Origin of the sequence: Rhizobium sp. Root1204 (assembly GCF_001424965.1) — a bacterium.
In the GTDB taxonomy this organism is placed as follows: domain Bacteria; phylum Pseudomonadota; class Alphaproteobacteria; order Rhizobiales; family Rhizobiaceae; genus Pararhizobium.
The window spans coordinates 102,829-120,958 of the sequence record NZ_LMCZ01000023.1 but is presented as its reverse complement, the minus strand read 5'-3'; the positions used below and the strand labels follow the sequence as shown (position 1 = coordinate 120,958).

Below are 18,130 nucleotides of genomic sequence, written 5' to 3'. Positions count from 1 at the left end.
TAAATTCGGAGCCTACCGCCCCCTCATCCGGCCCTTCGCTCCCCCTTCTCCCCGCTGGGGAGAAGGGGGAGCGATAGGCTACCCTCAAGGGGAGGGTAAAATGCCCGCCGGCTTTTCGCCGCCATAGGCCCAATCCAGCAGTTCCACCGTGTGCAGGATCGGCATGTCAGTGCCGGTGGCGATCTGGGTGATGCAGCCGATATTGCCGGTGGCGATGATGTCGGCCTTGGTCGCCTCGATATTCTTCACTTTTCGCGCCTTCAGTGTCGCTGAAATATCCGGCTGCAGGATATTGTAGGTGCCGGCCGAGCCGCAACAGAGATGACCCTCGGCCGGATCGCGCACGGTGAAGCCGGCATTCTTCAACAGAATCTTCGGTGCCATGGTGATCTTCTGGCCGTGCTGCATCGAGCAGGCGGAATGATAGGCGACGATGATCGCCTTCGGTTCCTGCCGCGGCAGGTCGAGCGTCGCCAGATATTCGGTAATGTCCTTGGCCAGCGCCGAGACACGCGCCGCCTTTTCCGCATAGGCCGGATCAAGCCGCAGCATATGGCCATAATCCTTAATGGTGGTGCCACAGCCGGACGCGGTGATGATGATGGCATCAAGCCCGCCCGCATCTGCGGCCTTGCCCCAGACATCGACATTGCGGCGGGCGGCGGCAAGCGCCTGTTCCTCGCGGCCCATATGATGCACCAGCGCACCGCAGCAACCCTCGCCTTGCGGCACCACGACCTCGACGCCGAGCCGTGTCAACAGGCGGATGGTCGCCTCGTTGATCCCGGGTTTCAGCACCGGCTGGGCGCAGCCGGTGAGAATGGCGACACGGCCGCGTTTCTCCGTTTGGGCAGGGCGAATACCGGGCGTGGAAGCTGAGGATGCCGGGGCGATGCCTGCAGGCGCCAGATCCAGCATGATGCCGAAGCTTTTCAGAAACGGCACACGCTTCATTGCCGCCGCAAGTGGCTGGCCAAGCCGGGCTGCTTTCAGCGCGAGCCGGAACCGCCCGGGATAGGGCAAGACTGCCGCCAGCACGTTGCGCACCAGCCGATCCTTCAAGGGGCGCTTGTAAGTCTGCTCAATATGAATACGGGCATGATCGACTAGGTGCATGTAGTTGACGCCGGACGGACAGGTGGTCATGCAGGCAAGGCAGGATAGGCAGCGGTCGATATGGGTGACCACTTCCTCATCGGCCGGACGGCCGTTTTCCAGCATGTCCTTGATCAGATAAATCCGGCCGCGCGGACTGTCGAGCTCGTTGCCGAGCGTCACATAGGTCGGACAGGTGGCGGTGCAGAAGCCGCAATGCACGCACTTTCGCAGGATCCCCTCGGATTCGGCAACATGCGGATCGGTGAGCTGTTCGGGGGTGAAATTGGTCTGCATCAGGCGCGATGCTCCGAGTGTGCCGAGGCAAGTCCCCCTCTGTCCCTTCGGGACATCTCCCCCACAAGGGGGGAGATTGACGGCAAGCTTTGTGCCCGCCCTACGGAGAAACCGGCGTGGGAAAAGAATGATCTCCCCCCTTGTGGGGGAGATGTCACGCAGTGACAGAGGGGGGGAAGCTGCATACTCATCATCACCCCATCTTCCCCGGGTTGAATATTCCCTTGGGATCAAATTTTTCCTTCAACCGCACCGACAGCGCTGCAACGGGAGCAGGTTCCGGCTCGAAGGCCGGAGTGGCCGCGCGAACCGCATCCGAGGCGCGCACCAGTGTCGCATGACCGCCGCCGATACCCTTGATGAAGCGGCGCAGCATCTCTGACTCCGCGTCGGCCTCCATGCGCAACCAGACAAGGCCGCCCTGCCAGTCATAAAATGCATCGACACCGGTTTGCAGCCGCAGAGCTGCGACCAGCTGGTGGCCGGCGGTTGGCGCCACCGAGACGCGCCAGAGCGGTTTTTGCGTACCGTCAGCATAGGGTTTGACATCCCGGATATCCCGCCACAGCTTTTCCGTCGCCTCGTGGTCGAGCACCGTTGCGGGCGCGACCTGGGCGAAGGCAGCTTTCAGCTTTTCCGCCCGGACAGCGACCGAGGCCGGTAGCCCCTCAAGGCGCAGGACCGTTGCCGCGCCCTCCGGGTGACTGGTGCCGACAAAGCGGTACCGCACGCTCTCCGTCAGATGGGCGGCACCGGATACTTCGACCGGCATCGCCAGCGCATGCGCCATGGCGGCGGCAGCCTGCGCATCGTCGAGACCAAAAGCCACGATCGTGGCCGCAGCGGGCGGCAGGGGCAGGACCTTGAACGTGACTTCGGTCAGAAGCCCCAGCGTGCCGTGCGAGCCGCAGAGCAGCTTGACCAGATCGAGCCCGGTGACATTTTTCATCACCCGGCCGCCGGATTTGATCGCCTCGCCCGAACCGTTGATGAAACGGATGCCAAGCAGATGATCGCGCGCGGCACCGGCCGTGATGCGGCGCGGGCCGGAGACATTGGCGGCAAACACACCGCCGATGGTCGGCTCGCCGCTGGTGCCCATGACGCCGCGATGATCCATCGGCTCGAACGCCAGCATCTGGCGATTGCCGGCAAGTGCAGCCTCGATCTCCCGCATAGGTGTTCCCGCCCTGGCGCTCATCGTCATCTCGGCGGGATTGTAGCTGAGGATGCCAGACAGTCTTCGCGTCGAGAGGCCCCTCTCTGCGCGGACGCTATTTCCAAGGCCCGAACGGGTGCCGCCTCCGGTTATTGCCAGCGGCACTGCATGTGCGGCGGCCTGCCGGATGATATCGGCGGCTTCCGCTTCTGATGTCGGCTCGAAATTCATGCTCATGCGGCCGGGCGTCCTTCCAGCGGAAAGACCTTTGAAGGGTTCATGATCCATTGCGGATCGAAGGCGGCGCGCGCCGCCATCTGCTGGTTGAGATCGACTTGTTCGAACTGGTGCAGCATCAGGTCACGTTTCTCGATGCCGACGCCATGTTCGCCGGTCAGGCAACCGCCAGCGTCAACGCAGAGCTTCAGAATGTCATTGCCCGCCGCTTCGGCGCGTGCGGCGTCTTCCGGATCGTTGATGTTGTAGAGGATCAGCGGGTGCATGTTGCCGTCACCGGCGTGGAAGACGTTGGCGACGCGCAGGCCATAGCTGTCGATGATCTCACTCGTCTTCTTCAGGACATAGGACAGCTGCCCAAGCGGCACCGTGCCATCCATGCAGATATAATCGGCGATGCGGCCGGTGGCGCCGAAGGCGGATTTGCGGCCTTTCCAGATCAGCGCCGCTTGCGCCGCCGACTGGCTTTCGCGGATGGTGGCGACGCCATGGCGGCGGGCGATCGCGATGATGCTCGCCAGCATCGCCTCCATCTCGGCTTCCGATCCCTCGACCTCGACGATCAAAAGAGCCTCGACATCCATCGGATAACCTGCCTGCGCGAACGCCTCGCAGATGCCGATCGCCGGCTTGTCCATGAATTCGATGGCAACCGGGATGATACCGGAACCGATGACTTCGGCAACGCACGACCCTGCCTCTTCCGACGACATGAAGCCGAACAGAACCGGCCGCGACCCTTCCGGCTTGGCCAGCAGCCGCACGGTCGCCTCGGTGACGATACCGAGCTGGCCTTCCGAGCCACAGACCAGGCCGAGCAGGTCATAACCCGGCGCATCCAGCGCCTTGCCGCCAAGCTCGATCACCGTGCCATCGAAGAGGACCATCTTGACGCCGAGCAGATTGTTGGTGGTGACGCCATATTTCAGGCAATGGGCGCCGCCGGAATTCATTCCGATATTGCCGCCGATGGTGCAGGCAAGCTGCGAGCTCGGGTCCGGCGCATAGAAAAACCCGTCAGCGGAGACCGCTTCGGAAATATTGATATTGGTGACGCCCGCCTGCACTGTCGCGGTGCGGTTGGCAAAATCGACATCGAGGATGCGCGACATCTTCGAAAGGCCGATCACCACCGCGTCGGATTGCGGAATGGCGCCGCCCGACAGCGAGGTGCCCGCCCCGCGCGGCACGACGGGAATGCCGTAGCGGCTGCAATATTTCAGAACGGCCGCCACCTGCGCAGTGGTTTCCGGCAGCGCGACGGCCAGCGGCACCTGGCGATAGGCGATAAAGGCGTCCGTCTCAAACGGAACCAGTCCACGTTTTTCACTGATCAGACAACCGGGTGGCAGTATATCAGCCAGATCCTCGACGATCTGTTGGCGGCGTGCAAGCACGGATGGTTTCGGCTCCAGAAAGGCAATCGTTTCCGGCATATCGGCCTCCCGGCATAGTCACGCTGCGCATGATTGGTATTTTTTCTTTACCACTTTCATGACGACGCAGCAAATGCTAATCAGTTTTTCTGTTTTCGAAACAATGGTCAAGATTGATGACAAATCTGGGCGATCTTGAGGTGTTCACGCGTGTCGTATCCACCGGCAGTATGTCGGCGGCGGGGCGGACATTGGGGTTTTCCCCAGCTGTTATTTCCAAACGCATCAAGCGGCTGGAAGACCGGCTCGGAACGCGGCTCTTCCAGCGTACCACACGGCAGATATCGCTGACCGAAGCCGGACAGGGTTTTTATGACCGCGTGCTCGGGATCATGGCCGGGATCGAGGAAGCCGAGGCCTTTGCTTCCGGCCGCTCCGGCCAACCGCAAGGCACGCTGCGCATCACCGCCCCCACCTCCTTCGGCCGCATGCATGTCGCGCCGCATCTCGCCCGTTTCATCGAGGCCCATCCCGATCTCATTGTGAATATCGTGCTGTCGGATGAGTTCACCGACATCGTCGCCGAGAGTTTCGACCTTGCCATCCGCATCGGCGAACTCAGCGATTCGACACTGGTGGCGCGCAAGCTGGTGCCGGTAAGGCGTATCCTCTGCGCCTCACCGGCCTACATCGCACGCTACGGCACGCCGGAGACCATCGACGATCTCGGCGACCACATCTGCCTGCGCCAGCACAATCACGACACCTGGAAGCTGGAAAGCGAGGCGGGCTCGATGAGCTACAAGCCACAAGGCAGACTAATCACCAATTCTTCCGAAGTGGTGCGCGAAGCGGTGCTGTCCGGCGCGGGCATCGCGCTCCGGTCCACCTGGGATGTCGGCAGCGACCTGAAATCGGGAAAGCTCTTGCAGGTGCTGCCCGCCTGGGAGGGCTCCCGCAATCTGTTCGTCTCGGCGCTCTATCCCAGCCGCCAGTTCCTGCCCGCCAAAGTACGGCTGTTCATCGATTACCTCGCCGGGCTCTACGGGCCGGATCCCTACTGGGAACGGTAGGTTTCCGGCGGGATACGGTCCCAGAAACCGTGGCGGCGGATATGCTGCCTGCGCAGATCCGCGACATAATCGGCGTGGGACACCAGGCCGTCATTGCCGTGGGGGCGTTTTGCCAGGGCTGACAGCCGTGCGAGATAATCGGCACCATACCCATAGGCCTCTGACAGGCCCCGGCCGATGATACGGTCCAGAAGCGCACGGTAAAGTGCGGTTGCCGCCGCCGGATAATCGGCGGCTTCGAACGCTTCGGCGGCAGGCAAAAGAAACTCGTAGAACTCACCCTCCCAGACGCCCCAGCGGGCAACGACATAGCGGGCAGCCAGATCGAGCCTTGGCCAGACAAGATAGAAGCGCAGCACGGCATGCGGTTCGCGGTGCTGCTCGGCAAAGGCGAAAGCCTTGTCCAGCGCTTCGAATTCTTCGAAATCACCGGCCTTGGCAATATATTCGCGCAACATCTCCGCATCGAGCCCCTGCTCGAAAATCTTCCAGCGTATGGCCTGCGATGCCGTGCGGTCCTTGAGACCGTCGAGGATCGCAGCCTCGAGCCGGTCCCTGTCAGACAGCGCCTTTACATCGCCGCTCAGAACTTCGGCACGGCGGACAAAGCCGACACGCGATTTACGGGGCTTCCGGACCCAGATCAAAGCCTCCGCGTGACGGCCAGCGGCGTGCAACCGCTCGGCAATAGCGACCGGCTCGCGCAGCGAGTCCGGCAGGCTTTCCTCGATCGCGATATACGCATCGAGATCGCCGCGCGCATCGGCAATGGCCCGGCGCACGTAAACGATCGCAGGAAGCAGCGTGGTACCGGCGGGGATCTTCATCGCTGCTGCCAGCGTTTCGTCCCAGGATTTCAGCACATCCGGCGAAAGCGCGGCCGCAATCCGCACGGCAAGCAAGGTTCTGACGCCGTGATAATCCATGATCGGCAAACCCGGCGTGATCAATGCGGGTATGCGCGCCTGCTGATCCGTAGGCACGGTCAGTGCCAGACGGCCAGCGGCTTCGCAGGCCTGAACATAAAGCCCGGCAATGCGGCCGCTGGAATCGTTGACGCGGTCCGAGATGCCCTCATAACCGAAGACGAAGCGGATCAGCCTTTCCAGCGCCATGCCCGGATCGACGGCACCGAATTCCTTGATGATGCTGGCGGAGATGCTGTCGAGGTCGTTGCCGAAGGCACGCTCCTTCTGCCAGCGGATACGGGTCTGCGACTTTTCGAGTGCATTCAGGCGGCTGTCGATCAGCTTGGCCACATTGGCAGCACCGGCCGCGCCGCCGATGCCGGCCAGCGCAGCATTCAGCCGCTTCTTGAAAGAAGGATTGAGGGCTGCCTCATCCAGCGCGATCTCGATCAACCGCTCCAGCCCGAGCGCGGTCAGGCCGTCCCTATCGAGTTTTGCCTTTTTTGCTGCTTTTACAACTTTTGCCATGGTCTTGCAGATCGATTCGTTTCGAATATCCCAAGACTTAAAGGCTTTCGCGGTCCTCGTCTTCATGATGCTTGCGGATACGCCGCACGACAAACCATATGGCAAGCACCGCAACCGGAACGAAGAAGCCGGTCAGCACGCTGGATTTGACCGGAATGCCTTCACTTTCCACGGCCTTGGCGAGATAACCGAACAGGCCGACCACATAATAGGAAATCGCAGCAACCGAGAGCCCCTCGACCGTCTGCTGGAGACGAAGCTGCAGCTTGGCGCGGCGGTCCATCGAATTCAACAGCGCACTGTTTTGCCGTTCAAGCTCAACATCAACCCAGCTCCGAAGCAGTGCCGTGGCGCGGGTGAGCTTGCGCGACAGGTTGGCCTGGCGCTCCTCGACCGACTGGCACGTGCGCATGGCCGGGGCCAATCGCCGCTCCAGGAAGGTGCCGAGCGTTTCATAGCCTGGTACGCCGGTTTCGATCAGTGAACGGATGCGCTCCTGAACGATGCCGTAATAGGCGCGGCTGGCGCCGAAACGGTAGAGACTGAGGGCCGCCCCCGCCTCGAGCTCTGCTGCCAGCAGGGTGATTTCGGCCAGCATCTCGTCCGCCTTTTCGCGGGCGCTGGTACGCATGCGTTGGGTGACACCGGTAAGCCCATCCTCGATCCGGCGGATATCCGGCGACAGCGACTGCGCCAGCGGCAGCCCGAGCATGGCAAGCGTACGATAGGTTTCGATGTCGAGCAGGCGCTGCACAAGCGCGCCGGTTCCAGCCTCCGTCATGCCCCGGTCTATGACGAGGATCTGCGTCAGGCCGTCGCCATTCTGGCGAAAGTCCGTCAGCACCACCGACTGGCCATTCTTGATATCGCTGTAACAGAGGCTGGTGGGGTCGAACGCAGACATTGCGGCGCGGGTTTCCTCCGTATCCGGCCGGATTTCCAGACGGATACCGGAGATCAGCGTTCCCGGCGGCGAAAAGCCATCGCCGAAAGGATGGGTGGTAACGTCGCCGCCAAACTGATCGGGAATGACGCCATCCCAGAAATAGGTCGAAAATTCGGTATGGCGCTCCCAGCGTAGCGTGCCCTGCCCCCAGGAGATCGCATGATGGCTGGCCTCGCGGCTGGGCGGCGAGACGCCGCGCGCGCGTGACAGCTCAGAGAGCACGGCATGATCGACAGCCGCCCCGCCATCGGTCATGAAGGCAAGCTGGAAAATGACGCGCGGCGACGTCACCAGCGCATATGGACGCGCGTGAATCTCGCCCAGCGCCTGCGCGCGGGCCGGAGCCGACGGAAATGCAAAACTGCGTTTGGCCATGAAGCGTTTTCCCCTCTCACGCATCAATCAGCACTGTCTTATCAACAGGCCGGGCAAAAAGGAAAGGACGCTTTGACGCAGGCCCGGCTTTGTTTCGCTTAAGCGTGGGCAGGCCTGATCTGGAAAAGTGGCTAAAGAAATTGACCACTTTCGAGCCGGTGACTAAGTTGGCATCGAGGAGAGCCGCCGTGACCGACGACACCATCGATGCTTTTGCCCGCATCCCGCATAGCCGGACCTCCGGCGAAATCATCCAGCAAATCGAACTTCTGATCCTTGAAGGCGTGCTGCGCGACAGCGAGCGCCTGCCGAGCGAACGGGACCTTTCGCGCCGCTTTGACGTTTCGCGGCCGATCCTGCGCGAGGCCCTGAAGGAACTGGAGGCGCGCGGGTTGCTGATCAGTCATCATGGCGGCGGCACGTTCGTTGCCGACGTCATCGGCCAGGTGTTTTCCAAACCTGTGATTGACCTGATCTCCCGCCACCAGAAGGCGACGCAGGATTATCTCGAATATCGCCGCGAACTGGAAGGCATGACGGCGGAACTCGCCGCACGCCGCGCCACCCGCTTCGACCGGGACATGCTGACCCGGATCATGGAAGAGATGCGGGCGGCGCATCTGTCCGGCTCGGCGGAGGGCGGGTTAAGGACCGATGTCGAGTTGCACAGCGCCATCGGCGAATGCGCCCACAACATCATCCTGTTGCATACGTTGCGCGCCTGCTACCGGCTTTTGAGCGGCGGCATCTTCTTCAGCCGAGAGGTGCTGTTTGCCGCCCCCGGTGCCGGCGACATGCTGCTTGCCCAGCATGAGGCAATCTACGAGGCGATCATCGCCGGCAATCCGGCACAGGCGCGTGAAGCCGCTCAGGCCCATATCGACTTCATCATCACCGCCACACGGGATGCCGAGCGCTCCGGCGAATGGGCGCGTATCTCGCAGCTGAGAATGCAGCAACGCGACCGCCTCACCGGGGCCTGATCGTTACATCCGCAACACAGAAGACACGCACCGGCAAATTACGGTGCGCGTCTCGCCAATGCCGCAAACATGCTCTATAAGGCCGCTATCGGCACATTTTGCTGGCGCAATCACACTAAATTGCCCGTCTTTCGCGTTGCCACGCCCTTCATACGGAGCGCCGCGATAACTATATGTGCTTCACCAAATCTGCGCGTTTACAGGCTGCTGAAAGGGAGCATATTGAAACGATATTGCAGACTAAATTGATTCGTTTGTTTGAAAGGATGCCCCCACGTTGAATATTCTGAATCGCATTGTCACTGATGTACGCCTGATGTTCCGCCGTCCGGTGCGAATGCAGTGTGCTGCACTGTGCTACCGGTTCAAGAAGAAGAGCGCGGCGCCAGAGATGCTTTTGATCACCAGCCGCGATACCGGCCGCTGGGTCATTCCCAAGGGCTGGCCGATGGAAGGCAAGATGTGTCATCAGGCTGCCGAACGCGAGGCGTATGAAGAAGCTGGCGTCAAAGGCGAGACCGGCGCGGAACGGATCGGCTTTTACATGTACGACAAGGGCATGGATCAGGGGCTGAAGGTTCAGTGCATGGTTCAGGTCTATCCACTGGTCGTTCTGGACATGCTCAAGAGCTTTCCGGAAAAAGGCAGCCGGAAAATGGAATGGGTCAGCTTCGCGGAAGGCGCCAACCGCGTCGCCGAGCCGATGCTCAAGGACCTGATCCTCGGTTTCGAGCAGCGCCTGCTTGCCACGATGAACCCGGCTCAAGAGGCAGTGACCCGATAAACGCTGAAGTCAATGGAAGAACGACGCGAGGCATCCCCGATCCTGCTGCGCCGGACAGTGCCTACCCGAATTTCGGGCAGGCAGCCTGAATTGGAGAACAGACGGTGACAAAACCGCGCCCGAGCCTCGAAAAGCCAACCCTCGACAAATACCTGGACAGAGTGACCCTGACAGAGGAAGCAACGCATCATGTGCTGCGACCTTGGGCTGGCCTCGGCCTCGGGCTGCTGTTCATGCTGATCAGCGTGATCTTCGCTGCCGCCTATGTTTCCGAAGAGCCCAAATATCTGATCATTCTGGCCGCCGCTGCGGTCGCCGGATATATGGCGATGAACATCGGCGCCAATGACGTGACCAACAATGTCGGCGCCGCGGTGGGATCCAAAGCGATCACCATGACGACCGCGCTGATCATTGCCGCCATCTTCGAGGTCGCCGGCGCCGTGTTTGCCGGTGGACGCGTTGTTTCGACGATCGAGGCCGGCATTGTCGATGCGTCCCAGATGCCGTCGGGAGAGACCTTTGTCTGGGTGATGATGGCGGCGCTGGTTTCGGCTGCGGCATGGATCAACATTGCAACATGGTCCGGCGCACCGATTTCAACCACCCACTCGATCGTCGGCAGTATTCTCGGATCAGGCGTTGCGGCTGCGGGTTTTTCCTCGATCCACTGGATATCGCTTGCGGGAATAACGGCAAGCTGGACGATTTCGCCGATCCTCGGCGGCGGCATCGCAGCCCTGCTTCTGGCCTTCATCAAGACCTTCATCATCTACCGCGAAGACAAGATCGACGCGGCAGTCTTCTGGACACCCCTCCTGCTCGCCCTGATGATGGGAGCCTTCGCCACCTATTTTACCGTGATCGGCATCGAGAAAGTGGCGCATCTTTCGATGATGACCGGCCTTTGGGCTGGCCTCGCAGTGGCCGTCATGACTGTAATTGTCAGCAGGCCCTGGATCGCCCGCCAGGCCCGTGGGTTCGACAATCGCAACCAGTCGCTGCGCAAGCTGTTCCGGATGCCGCTCATCCTGTCGGCGGCGCTCCTCTCGTTTGCGCACGGCGCCAACGACGTCTCCAACGCCGTCGGTCCGCTGGCGGCAATCGTCGCCAACGTCAATGGGCTTGCCATCGCCCAGACCACCTATGTGCCGCTCTGGGTTATGCTAATCGGTGCCTTCGGCATTTCCTGCGGCCTTTTGCTGTTTGGTCCGAAACTGATCCGCGTCGTCGGTGAGGAGATCACCAAGCTCAATCCGATGCGTGCCTATTGTGTGGCACTGGCAACGGCGATCACCGTGATCATCGCCACATCGCTCGGGCTGCCCGTCTCGACCACGCATACCGCCGTCGGCGCCGTCTTCGGCATCGGCTTTTTCCGCGAATGGTACACCCGCAACTCGAAACGGCGGCTGGAATATGTGCGGCGGAAAACCGGGCAACTGGACTTCGAGCGCCGCGTTCAGCACAGTCCGGAGGAATCACACCGCCGCCGTCTGGTGCGGCGCTCGCATTTCATGACAATCGTTGCTGCCTGGGTTATCACCGTTCCGATTTCAGCGCTGTTGTCGGCGGCGGTCTACCTGGTCTTCGCAGCACTCTTCATCTAAGGACTGATCTATGCGCGCCAATTTCCGCATGCAGCGGCTCTTCATCGATGTGCCGCTGGCAAAAGGTACGATCTATGAGGCGACGCGGGAGCAGTTCAACTACCTCGTCAACGTGCTGCGCTTCGAAGCCGGCGACGCCGTGCTCGTCTTCAACGGACAGGATGGCGAATGGCAGGCGGAACTGTCCTTCCCGACCAAGAAGCGCCTGTTCCTGACGGCGACGGAGCAGGCCCGGCCGCAACCGGCACCCTGCGACCTGCACTACCTGTTCGCCCCGCTGAAGGTCGGCAGGCTCGATTATCTCGTGCAGAAGGCTGTCGAGATGGGTGCCGGCCTGCTTCAGCCGGTGATGACCCAGCATGTGCAGGGCAAGATCAGCAATCTCGACCGGGTCCGGGCCAATGTCATTGAGGCCGCGGAGCAATGCGGCGTTCTGGGCATTCCGCAGGTCACGGAGCCGCGCAAGCTGGAAGACATTCTCAACGGCTGGCCTAAGGATCGCCGGATCATCTTTTGCGATGAAGGCGATGCCGGGCAAAACCCGCTGCCGGTCCTTGCGGCGGTGAAAGAACGCAAACTGGCGCTGCTGATCGGTCCAGAGGGTGGCTTTTCCGATAGTGAACGGTCTTTGCTGCGCAGTCTCGATTTTGTGACCGCCATCCCACTTGGGCCGCGGATTCTGCGGGCAGATACGGCAGCAGTGGCAGCGATGGCCGTGATCCAGGCATCGATTGGCGACTGGCATTAAGACATTAGAATTTCAAGTCCCATTGAGGTGTTGAAAATTTGAACCGCCCTTGAAAGAATTTCACTTGCACCACATGTGAAACCGGTTCAATCACCCTTCCTAATATCTGCCGTCCGGCAGGTTCCGCCCGTTCAAAAGAAGACGCCCATGGCCAGAGATACCACCGACCAGACGCCGGTTACCTCGCTTGCAGACCTGACCGAATATTTGGCAGAGGGTAACAAGCCGAAGGATAAATTCCGCATCGGCACGGAGCATGAGAAGTTTGCCTTCTTCAAGGCGGACAACAGCCCGGTTCCCTATTTCGGCGAAGCCAGCATCTCGGCTCTCCTGAACGGCATGGCGGAAAAGACCGGTTGGGAGCCGATCATCGACGCCGGAAACATTATCGGCCTTGCCGAACAGTCCGGCCAGGGCGCGATTTCGCTGGAGCCCGGCGGCCAGTTCGAGCTTTCCGGCGCACCGCTCGAAAACCTGCACCAAACCTGCAAGGAATCCAACCGGCACCTCGCCGTCCTGCGCGAAATTGCCGAGCCGCTCGGCATCCGTTTCCTCGGTATCGGCGGTTCGCCGAAATGGACGCTCGCCGAAACCCCGCGCATGCCGAAATCCCGCTACGACATCATGAGCCGCTACATGCCGAAGGTCGGTACGCAGGGCCTCGACATGATGTATCGCACCTGCACGATCCAGGTGAACCTCGACTTTTCGTCCGAAGAGGACATGCGCCGCAAGATGCAGGTGTCGCTGAAGCTGCAGCCGCTGTCGACGGCGCTGTTTGCCAGCTCGCCGTTTACCGATGGCAAGCCGAACGGCCTGCTCTCCTGGCGCGGCGATATCTGGCGCGATACCGACAATCAGCGGGCCGGCGTGCTGCCCGCAGTCTTTAATGCCGATTTCGGCTTTGAGGATTACGTCACATGGGCGCTCGACGTACCGATGTATTTCGTCGTGCGCGACGGCAGGTATCACGACTGCACGCATATCACCTTCCGCCAGTTCATGAAGGGCGCGTTGAAAGGCGAGCTTGCCGACTGGGAGCCCAACATGGGCGACTGGACGAACCATCTCTCGACGCTGTTCCCCGATGTTCGCCTGAAGCGCTTCCTTGAAATGCGCGGTGCAGACGGTGGTCCGTGGCGCCGCATCTGCGCGCTGCCGGCCTTCTGGGTTGGCCTGCTCTATGATGATGCAGCCCTAGACGCCGCCGAGGACTTGACCCGCAACTGGACCTACGAAGACACGCTTGCCATGCGCAATGCGGTTCCCGCGGAAGGCCTTTCGGCCACTCATCGCGGCACGTCATTGTTCGACGTCGCCCGCGAGGTCCTGGCGATTTCGCGCCTTGGTCTGAAGAACCGCAACCGGCTGAATGGTGACGACGTTGACGAGAGCATCTTCCTTGCTCCGCTTGACGAAGTTCTGGCCAAGAAGGCGACGCTCGCCGAGGATCTGCTGGCGCTCTACAAGGGACGCTGGAACGGTTCGGTCGAACCGGTCTTTACCGACTACCAGTATTAAGCCTCAGAAACGTTTCTTGAGGAAATACTGTGGAATGACGTTCGGCGCACCTTCGAGTTCGCCGAACACGGTGTAGCCGAGCTTTTCATAGAATGGTTTTGCCTGGAACTCGAACGTGTCCAGCCAGACACCGACATAGCCGCGCGTCCGCGCTATCGCTTCCGCCTCAGCAAGCAGGCGTGAGCCGAGGCCCTGCCCGCGATATTCATCGACAACGGCAAGATACTTGACGAAGGCCCAGCCGAAGCTGTCCATTCCGTAGAGTCCGCCGACAACCGCCTGCGTGTCCGGATCGCGCGCGAGAATGGCAAAATCCGGCTTTTCCTCGACTTCCCCCATATGCAGCGCTGCATGCTGATCGAGCACAGCGATGACCGGCGCAATATCCTGCTCACTGGCGTTTTCCGAAATGACTTCGATGACGGGGCGTTTCATGCGGATTCCGCTCATAGCTTCAACGAACCGGAGAATAAGTGAACACCTCAACGTTGTGGAGCGTGAAATTCTCCCGACATGGACGGGCTTGTCCCGGCTAACAAAAATCGGTGTTCTCGTGGCCTTTTCCCGTTATAGTGCAAACACATGCGATGCGCTGCCTGCTGGAGAGGATAAAAGATGATCCCGCTGTTTGACATGATGATGCAGGCGCAGAACGGCAACGCCATGGATGTGATGGCCAAGCAGTTCGGCCTCGCCCAGGAACAAATGGCCAAGGCGACGGCCGCCTTGATGCCTGCCTTTTCCACGGCGCTCAAGCGCAACACCGCCAATCCCTATGATTTCGGGGCCTTCCTTACCGCGATGTCGAGCGGCAACTATGCCCAGTATTTCGAGGACATGAACAAGGCCTTCACCCCGCAGGGGCTAGCTGACGGCAATACCATTCTCAACCAGCTTTTCGGCTCCAAGGACATGCTGCAGGCTGTCTCTGCGCAAGCCGCACAGATGACCGGCATCGGCCAGGAAATCTACAAGCAGATGCTGCCGGTCATGGCGAGCGCCATCATGGGCGGATTGTTCAAGCAAGCATCGGGGCAGATGGGCGGGGCGCAAAACCCGTTCGCCAATACGCCGATGGAAGCGATGATGAAACCGTGGCTCGAAGCCTCCGGTTTTGCCAAAAAGCCGGACCCCGCACCCAATCCATTCGACAACCCCTTCACCCAGGCGATGCAGGGTTTCTTCGGCATGGGAAAGCCGGAGGAAAAGCCAAAATCCGCCCCCGACATGTTCGCCGCCAATCCGTTCATGAAAGCATTTCAGGACATGATGAGCGGTAAGCCGCAGACAACAGCCGCGCCGGAGCAGGAAAAGAAGCCAGCAGACGCCAATCCGATGGCCCCCTTTTCCGAGATGTTCAACAGCATGTTCGACAGCGGGCTTGAGGCGCAGAAGGAATACCAGAAGAGCATCGACGGGCTGTTCGAGACGTATCGAAAGAATGGCAGCGCCTGACCGGCGGTTACCCTGATTGTGGGCGTTCGGCCCGGTTTGTGGCCAAGAGGCGATCCGAGGGTTGACCAGTAATTGATCCGCGGTCACGGCGGCTTTCGGCCCGAAGCGGACGACGATCAATGGACGGGCGCCACGGGCGCGAATACACGGGTAAGGAAATCTCGGAGAATGGGAGTGACCTGCTCGCGGGGAAGGCGATGGCCGCCGTCAAGTGCTTGGAACCTTACAGGAACCCCTGCACGTGCAAGAGCCTCGGAAAATCGTTCAGCCTGATCGATCGATGCACGATCATCATATTTGCCGTGAAGAAGTAGGGTTTCTGATCGGATGCTATCAGCATAATAGAGTGCGGAACGCTCCAGAAAGGCCTCGTCTGAGAGACCAGCTTCGTTCTGGATGGCCTGTTGCAAGCCTCGCGAACTGTTCCTGTATGCGTCTCTCAAATCATAGACGCCCCCTGTCAAGATGATTGCTCTAAGATCAGGCACCTTAGTGGCCGCCATGGCGGAGGCCACAGCCCCACGGCTATTTCCATATAGGACGATACGCTCTGGATCGACGGACGGCTGCTGCTTGAGGAAATCCAACGCCGCAATAATCGTTTGTTGAGTAGACGGTCCACAGAAATCCGGCGGACCGTCCGATCCGCCGAAGCCGGGCTGCGATACGGCGGCCGCTGTTACGCCGAGGCGAGAGGAAAACCGGACAAGCGATCCATCATCGACCGCCTCCTTCCCACCTAGAAGAAGTCCTCCCTGATTGCCGTGAACGAACAATATCGCTCCGCTCCGTCGATCTGAAGCACGCGTCTGGAATAACTGAACACGAGCGCCATTGCCTCGATCAATGGTGTGTTCTGTGACCTCAGACATGGTAGTCATCCCGTTACATCTTCTGGCGAGAATACGGCGGCAAGGCCTACTGTCAACGACCACTGTTGGCGCAGTGCAGCCGTAATCACCCCAGATCAGGAAAAGCCGCCGACCGCCCAACTCTGGTCTTTTGCCAAAGTCACGGTTTCGTTTCATCGCCCCCCAAAAAAGAAAAAGCCCGGTACTGGTCTTGGGGACCGGGCACCGGGCAAGCAGCAGGGCAATTGGCTCTAACCCTGCGGGGAACGGTAACGCGCAGAGGCGGCTGCGCGTCCCTGTTGCGTGGAACGTTTTTTGGAACGTCTGAGGCACGCAACAAAACTCATCATCGTGCGGGACCATCCGGCCTTCGGTCCCGCGTCGTGAACGCACGCCTCAGTCGAGGCGCGCCTTCCGGTAAAACGTGTTCGCCCGGTCGCGGGACGCCTGTGTCAGATGGCGGCCCGGATCGTCGAAGAACGGCGAGGTCATCGCCTCGCGCACTTCATGGCGGCAAAGCCCCATGTCGAGCAGCTGATGATCATCGAGATCCTGCAGGCGGCCGATGGCATTGCGGTTTCGCAGCTGGCGCCATACCGACACCAGCACGCCCGTCAGTCCCGTCTGGCGGGATGTCGCGGACAGCTTCCCGGCTAGGGTGAGGTCAAGTGCGTGGTCGGTCGTGCGCATTGTACTGCTCCTTTTCGCAGGCACGCCAGCGCCGCACGTCTTTCAGACGTGCAAAGGTCGCTGTCATTCAAGATTTTGCATAATTTTCTCCCAGATCGATTTCGATCTGGGAAATTATGCAAGGGCGGCCCCTCCCCTGCAGGGAGGTCAGCGCAGGGTTTGGGCCGAAACTATGATGGTGGACCGGCTTTTTTGGGAGGCTCGCCGGGATGGTTCAGGATGCTATTTGCCCGGCCAAATTCGCAAATCCTTATTGATCAGTCCAACGAATGTTTCTAATGGTATTCATCAAACAATTTTATGTGTGCTCTTTTTGAGGACCAGGACCATGTCCGCACCGCTCGATATCGATCAATTGCAGACCTTCGTTGCCATCGCCGACACTGGCAGCTTCACCAAGGCCGCCGATCGTGTCTTCAAGACCCAGTCAGCCGTCTCGATGCAGATGCGCCGTCTGGAAGAGCGCATCGGCAAGCAACTGTTTGCCAAGGATGGCCGCGGCAACCGTCTGACGACGGAAGGCGACCGGCTGCTCAATTTCGCCCGCCGGATGATCCGCCTCAACAACGAGGCGATCGCTTCCTTCGACGACAACCGGCTGGAGGGCACGCTGAGGATCGGCACGCCCGACGACTATGCCGACCGGTACATGCCGGAAATCATCGTCCGCTTTGCCAAGACCCATCCGAATGTGGAGCTCAACATCGTCTGCGAGCCCTCGGTCGACCTTGCCGAGAAGATGGCCAAGGGCGAACTCGACATCGCGCTCGTGACACACAATCCCCGCGCCCGCGCCTCCGACGTGGTGCGCACCGAGCCGCTTTGCTGGGTCAGTTCGATCAACCATCCGCTGCCGGAGAATGCGCCGGTACCGCTCGCGGTCGGCAAACGCGACTGCGCGTGGCGCCAGGCGGCCTGCTCGGCGCTCGATGCCACCGGCAAGGAATACAATATCCTGTTTACGAGCTGGTCTTCGACGGTGGTGGCCGCTGCGGTGCTGGCCGGCATGGCGGTTTCGGTTCTGCCTGAATCAGCGCTTCGCACCGGCATGAAGGTTCTGACCCAGGCGGATGGCTTTCCGGCACTGGCTCCGGTGCAGATCGGCATCATGAAGCGGCCGGGGCTATCGCCATCGCTGTCGAATGCGATCACTAATCACATCACCGCCTGTCTCGACAATATCACACCGACGACCAGCACCGATGATCTTGATGGCGACATGAAGAACTTTCCGCGTTACCCGCGGCTGCGCCAGAGCCACATGCTGCCTGGCTGGTAAAATCCACAGCTGCAAACCAGCAAAAAGGCCGTGCTCCTTTCGGAGGCGCGGCCCTCTTGTATTTGCTAATATGCATACTCGGCCATCAAGCGCGGCCTAAAAGTCGACTGTAATATAATTAGGTTATCCGCAGCCCCAAAAAGTTCTGCCGAATTTTTATACGCCATTTTGAATATATGCCCAAGGGGTCGAAATGGACCATTTTTGGTGAAATC

Annotated in this window: 16 protein-coding genes; 8 read left to right on the top strand and 8 right to left on the bottom strand. The window is 60.4% G+C overall.

Annotated features, from left to right (window positions below; translation table 11 throughout):
- Positions 1–84 precede the first annotated feature (84 nt).
- From glcF to ASC96_RS19175, 3 genes are all read right to left on the bottom strand, one after another.
- Positions 85–1,392 carry a glycolate oxidase subunit GlcF gene (gene glcF / locus ASC96_RS19185; RefSeq protein WP_060504728.1) on the bottom strand — a complete coding sequence of 436 codons (1,308 nt, stop codon included), beginning with the start codon at positions 1,390–1,392 and terminating at the stop codon, positions 85–87.
- Between the two features lie 193 nt (positions 1,393–1,585).
- A complete protein-coding gene (gene glcE, locus ASC96_RS19180; protein ID WP_060504727.1) occupies positions 1,586–2,788 on the bottom strand; it encodes a glycolate oxidase subunit GlcE in 1,203 nt (400 codons plus the stop codon).
- Positions 2,785–4,224 (bottom strand): FAD-linked oxidase C-terminal domain-containing protein, encoded by a 1,440-nt coding sequence (locus ASC96_RS19175; RefSeq protein ID WP_060504726.1) that lies wholly within the window; start codon positions 4,222–4,224, stop codon positions 2,785–2,787. The genes glcE and ASC96_RS19175 overlap by 4 nt, the downstream gene beginning before the upstream one ends.
- 116 nt (positions 4,225–4,340) lie before the next feature.
- On the opposite strand from ASC96_RS19175, the gene ASC96_RS19170 reads away from it, so the two are divergent.
- Positions 4,341–5,237, top strand: coding sequence for a LysR family transcriptional regulator (locus ASC96_RS19170; protein WP_060504725.1), 897 nt, complete (start codon positions 4,341–4,343; stop codon positions 5,235–5,237).
- Here ASC96_RS19170 and ASC96_RS19165 read toward each other — a convergent pair.
- Positions 5,222–6,673: a DUF6880 family protein gene (locus ASC96_RS19165; RefSeq protein ID WP_060504724.1), complete on the bottom strand. Its 1,452-nt coding sequence runs from the start codon at positions 6,671–6,673 to the stop codon at positions 5,222–5,224. The two genes, ASC96_RS19170 and ASC96_RS19165, sit on opposite strands and share 16 nt — an antisense overlap.
- 37 nt (positions 6,674–6,710) lie before the next feature.
- Positions 6,711–7,994, bottom strand: a complete 1,284-nt coding sequence (locus ASC96_RS19160) for a DUF3422 family protein (RefSeq protein ID WP_060504723.1) — start codon at positions 7,992–7,994, stop codon at positions 6,711–6,713.
- Between the two features lie 188 nt (positions 7,995–8,182).
- Between ASC96_RS19160 and ASC96_RS19155 the strand changes: the two genes are divergently transcribed.
- The 5 genes from ASC96_RS19155 to ASC96_RS19135 all read left to right on the top strand — a co-directional run bounded on the left by ASC96_RS19155 (position 8,183) and on the right by ASC96_RS19135 (position 13,640).
- Complete coding sequence (locus ASC96_RS19155; protein ID WP_112834558.1) at positions 8,183–8,977, top strand: FadR/GntR family transcriptional regulator; 795 nt, start codon at positions 8,183–8,185, stop codon at positions 8,975–8,977.
- Positions 8,978–9,254: 277 nt separating this feature from the next.
- Positions 9,255–9,761: an NUDIX hydrolase gene (locus ASC96_RS19150; RefSeq protein ID WP_060504722.1), complete on the top strand. Its 507-nt coding sequence runs from the start codon at positions 9,255–9,257 to the stop codon at positions 9,759–9,761.
- A gap of 104 nt (positions 9,762–9,865) precedes the next feature.
- Positions 9,866–11,371 carry an inorganic phosphate transporter gene (locus ASC96_RS19145; protein WP_060504721.1) on the top strand — a complete coding sequence of 502 codons (1,506 nt, stop codon included), beginning with the start codon at positions 9,866–9,868 and terminating at the stop codon, positions 11,369–11,371.
- Positions 11,372–11,381: 10 nt separating this feature from the next.
- A complete protein-coding gene (locus tag ASC96_RS19140; RefSeq protein WP_060504720.1) occupies positions 11,382–12,119 on the top strand; it encodes a 16S rRNA (uracil(1498)-N(3))-methyltransferase in 738 nt (245 codons plus the stop codon).
- Positions 12,120–12,266: 147 nt separating this feature from the next.
- A complete protein-coding gene (locus ASC96_RS19135; RefSeq protein WP_060504719.1) occupies positions 12,267–13,640 on the top strand; it encodes a glutamate--cysteine ligase in 1,374 nt (457 codons plus the stop codon).
- A 3-nt stretch (positions 13,641–13,643) separates the two neighbouring features.
- Here ASC96_RS19135 and ASC96_RS19130 read toward each other — a convergent pair whose 3' ends face one another.
- A complete protein-coding gene (locus ASC96_RS19130) occupies positions 13,644–14,075 on the bottom strand; it encodes a GNAT family N-acetyltransferase (protein WP_060504881.1) in 432 nt (143 codons plus the stop codon).
- Between the two features lie 180 nt (positions 14,076–14,255).
- On the opposite strand from ASC96_RS19130, the gene ASC96_RS19125 reads away from it, so the two are divergent.
- Entirely contained in the window at positions 14,256–15,095 is an 840-nt protein-coding gene (locus ASC96_RS19125) for a DUF937 domain-containing protein (protein WP_060504718.1), read from the top strand.
- Positions 15,096–15,211: 116 nt separating this feature from the next.
- Here the strand turns inward: ASC96_RS19125 and ASC96_RS19120 are convergent, their stop codons facing one another.
- Together ASC96_RS19120 and ASC96_RS19115 are read right to left on the bottom strand one after the other, a co-directional pair.
- Positions 15,212–15,967, bottom strand: a complete 756-nt coding sequence (locus ASC96_RS19120) for an alpha/beta fold hydrolase (RefSeq protein ID WP_060504717.1) — start codon at positions 15,965–15,967, stop codon at positions 15,212–15,214.
- A gap of 375 nt (positions 15,968–16,342) precedes the next feature.
- The gene (locus ASC96_RS19115) at positions 16,343–16,636 is read right to left on the bottom strand and encodes a DUF1127 domain-containing protein (protein ID WP_060504716.1); all 294 of its coding nucleotides are present in this window, start codon (positions 16,634–16,636) and stop codon (positions 16,343–16,345) included.
- Positions 16,637–16,964: 328 nt separating this feature from the next.
- On the opposite strand from ASC96_RS19115, the gene ASC96_RS19110 reads away from it, so the two are divergent.
- Positions 16,965–17,915, top strand: coding sequence for a LysR substrate-binding domain-containing protein (locus ASC96_RS19110; RefSeq protein ID WP_060504715.1), 951 nt, complete (start codon positions 16,965–16,967; stop codon positions 17,913–17,915).
- The last annotated feature ends 215 nt before the right edge of the window (positions 17,916–18,130 follow it).

Bases quoted from the DNA above. Each gene is read 5' to 3' on its own strand.
- ASC96_RS19120 (WP_060504717.1), bottom strand. From the start codon at position 15,967: ATGTCTGAGGTCACAGAACACACCATTGATCGAGGCAATGGCGCTCGT.
- glcF (WP_060504728.1), bottom strand. From the start codon at position 1,392: ATGCAGACCAATTTCACCCCCGAACAGCTCACCGATCCGCATGTTGCC.
- ASC96_RS19115 (WP_060504716.1), bottom strand. From the start codon at position 16,636: ATGCGCACGACCGACCACGCACTTGACCTCACCCTAGCCGGGAAGCTG.
- ASC96_RS19165 (WP_060504724.1), bottom strand. From the start codon at position 6,673: ATGGCAAAAGTTGTAAAAGCAGCAAAAAAGGCAAAACTCGATAGGGAC.
- ASC96_RS19175 (WP_060504726.1), bottom strand. From the start codon at position 4,224: ATGCCGGAAACGATTGCCTTTCTGGAGCCGAAACCATCCGTGCTTGCA.
- glcE (WP_060504727.1), bottom strand. From the start codon at position 2,788: ATGAGCATGAATTTCGAGCCGACATCAGAAGCGGAAGCCGCCGATATC.
- ASC96_RS19140 (WP_060504720.1), top strand. From the start codon at position 11,382: ATGCGCGCCAATTTCCGCATGCAGCGGCTCTTCATCGATGTGCCGCTG.
- ASC96_RS19160 (WP_060504723.1), bottom strand. From the start codon at position 7,994: ATGGCCAAACGCAGTTTTGCATTTCCGTCGGCTCCGGCCCGCGCGCAG.
- ASC96_RS19110 (WP_060504715.1), top strand. From the start codon at position 16,965: ATGTCCGCACCGCTCGATATCGATCAATTGCAGACCTTCGTTGCCATC.
- ASC96_RS19130 (WP_060504881.1), bottom strand. From the start codon at position 14,075: ATGAAACGCCCCGTCATCGAAGTCATTTCGGAAAACGCCAGTGAGCAG.
- ASC96_RS19170 (WP_060504725.1), top strand. From the start codon at position 4,341: ATGACAAATCTGGGCGATCTTGAGGTGTTCACGCGTGTCGTATCCACC.
- ASC96_RS19135 (WP_060504719.1), top strand. From the start codon at position 12,267: ATGGCCAGAGATACCACCGACCAGACGCCGGTTACCTCGCTTGCAGAC.
- ASC96_RS19125 (WP_060504718.1), top strand. From the start codon at position 14,256: ATGATCCCGCTGTTTGACATGATGATGCAGGCGCAGAACGGCAACGCC.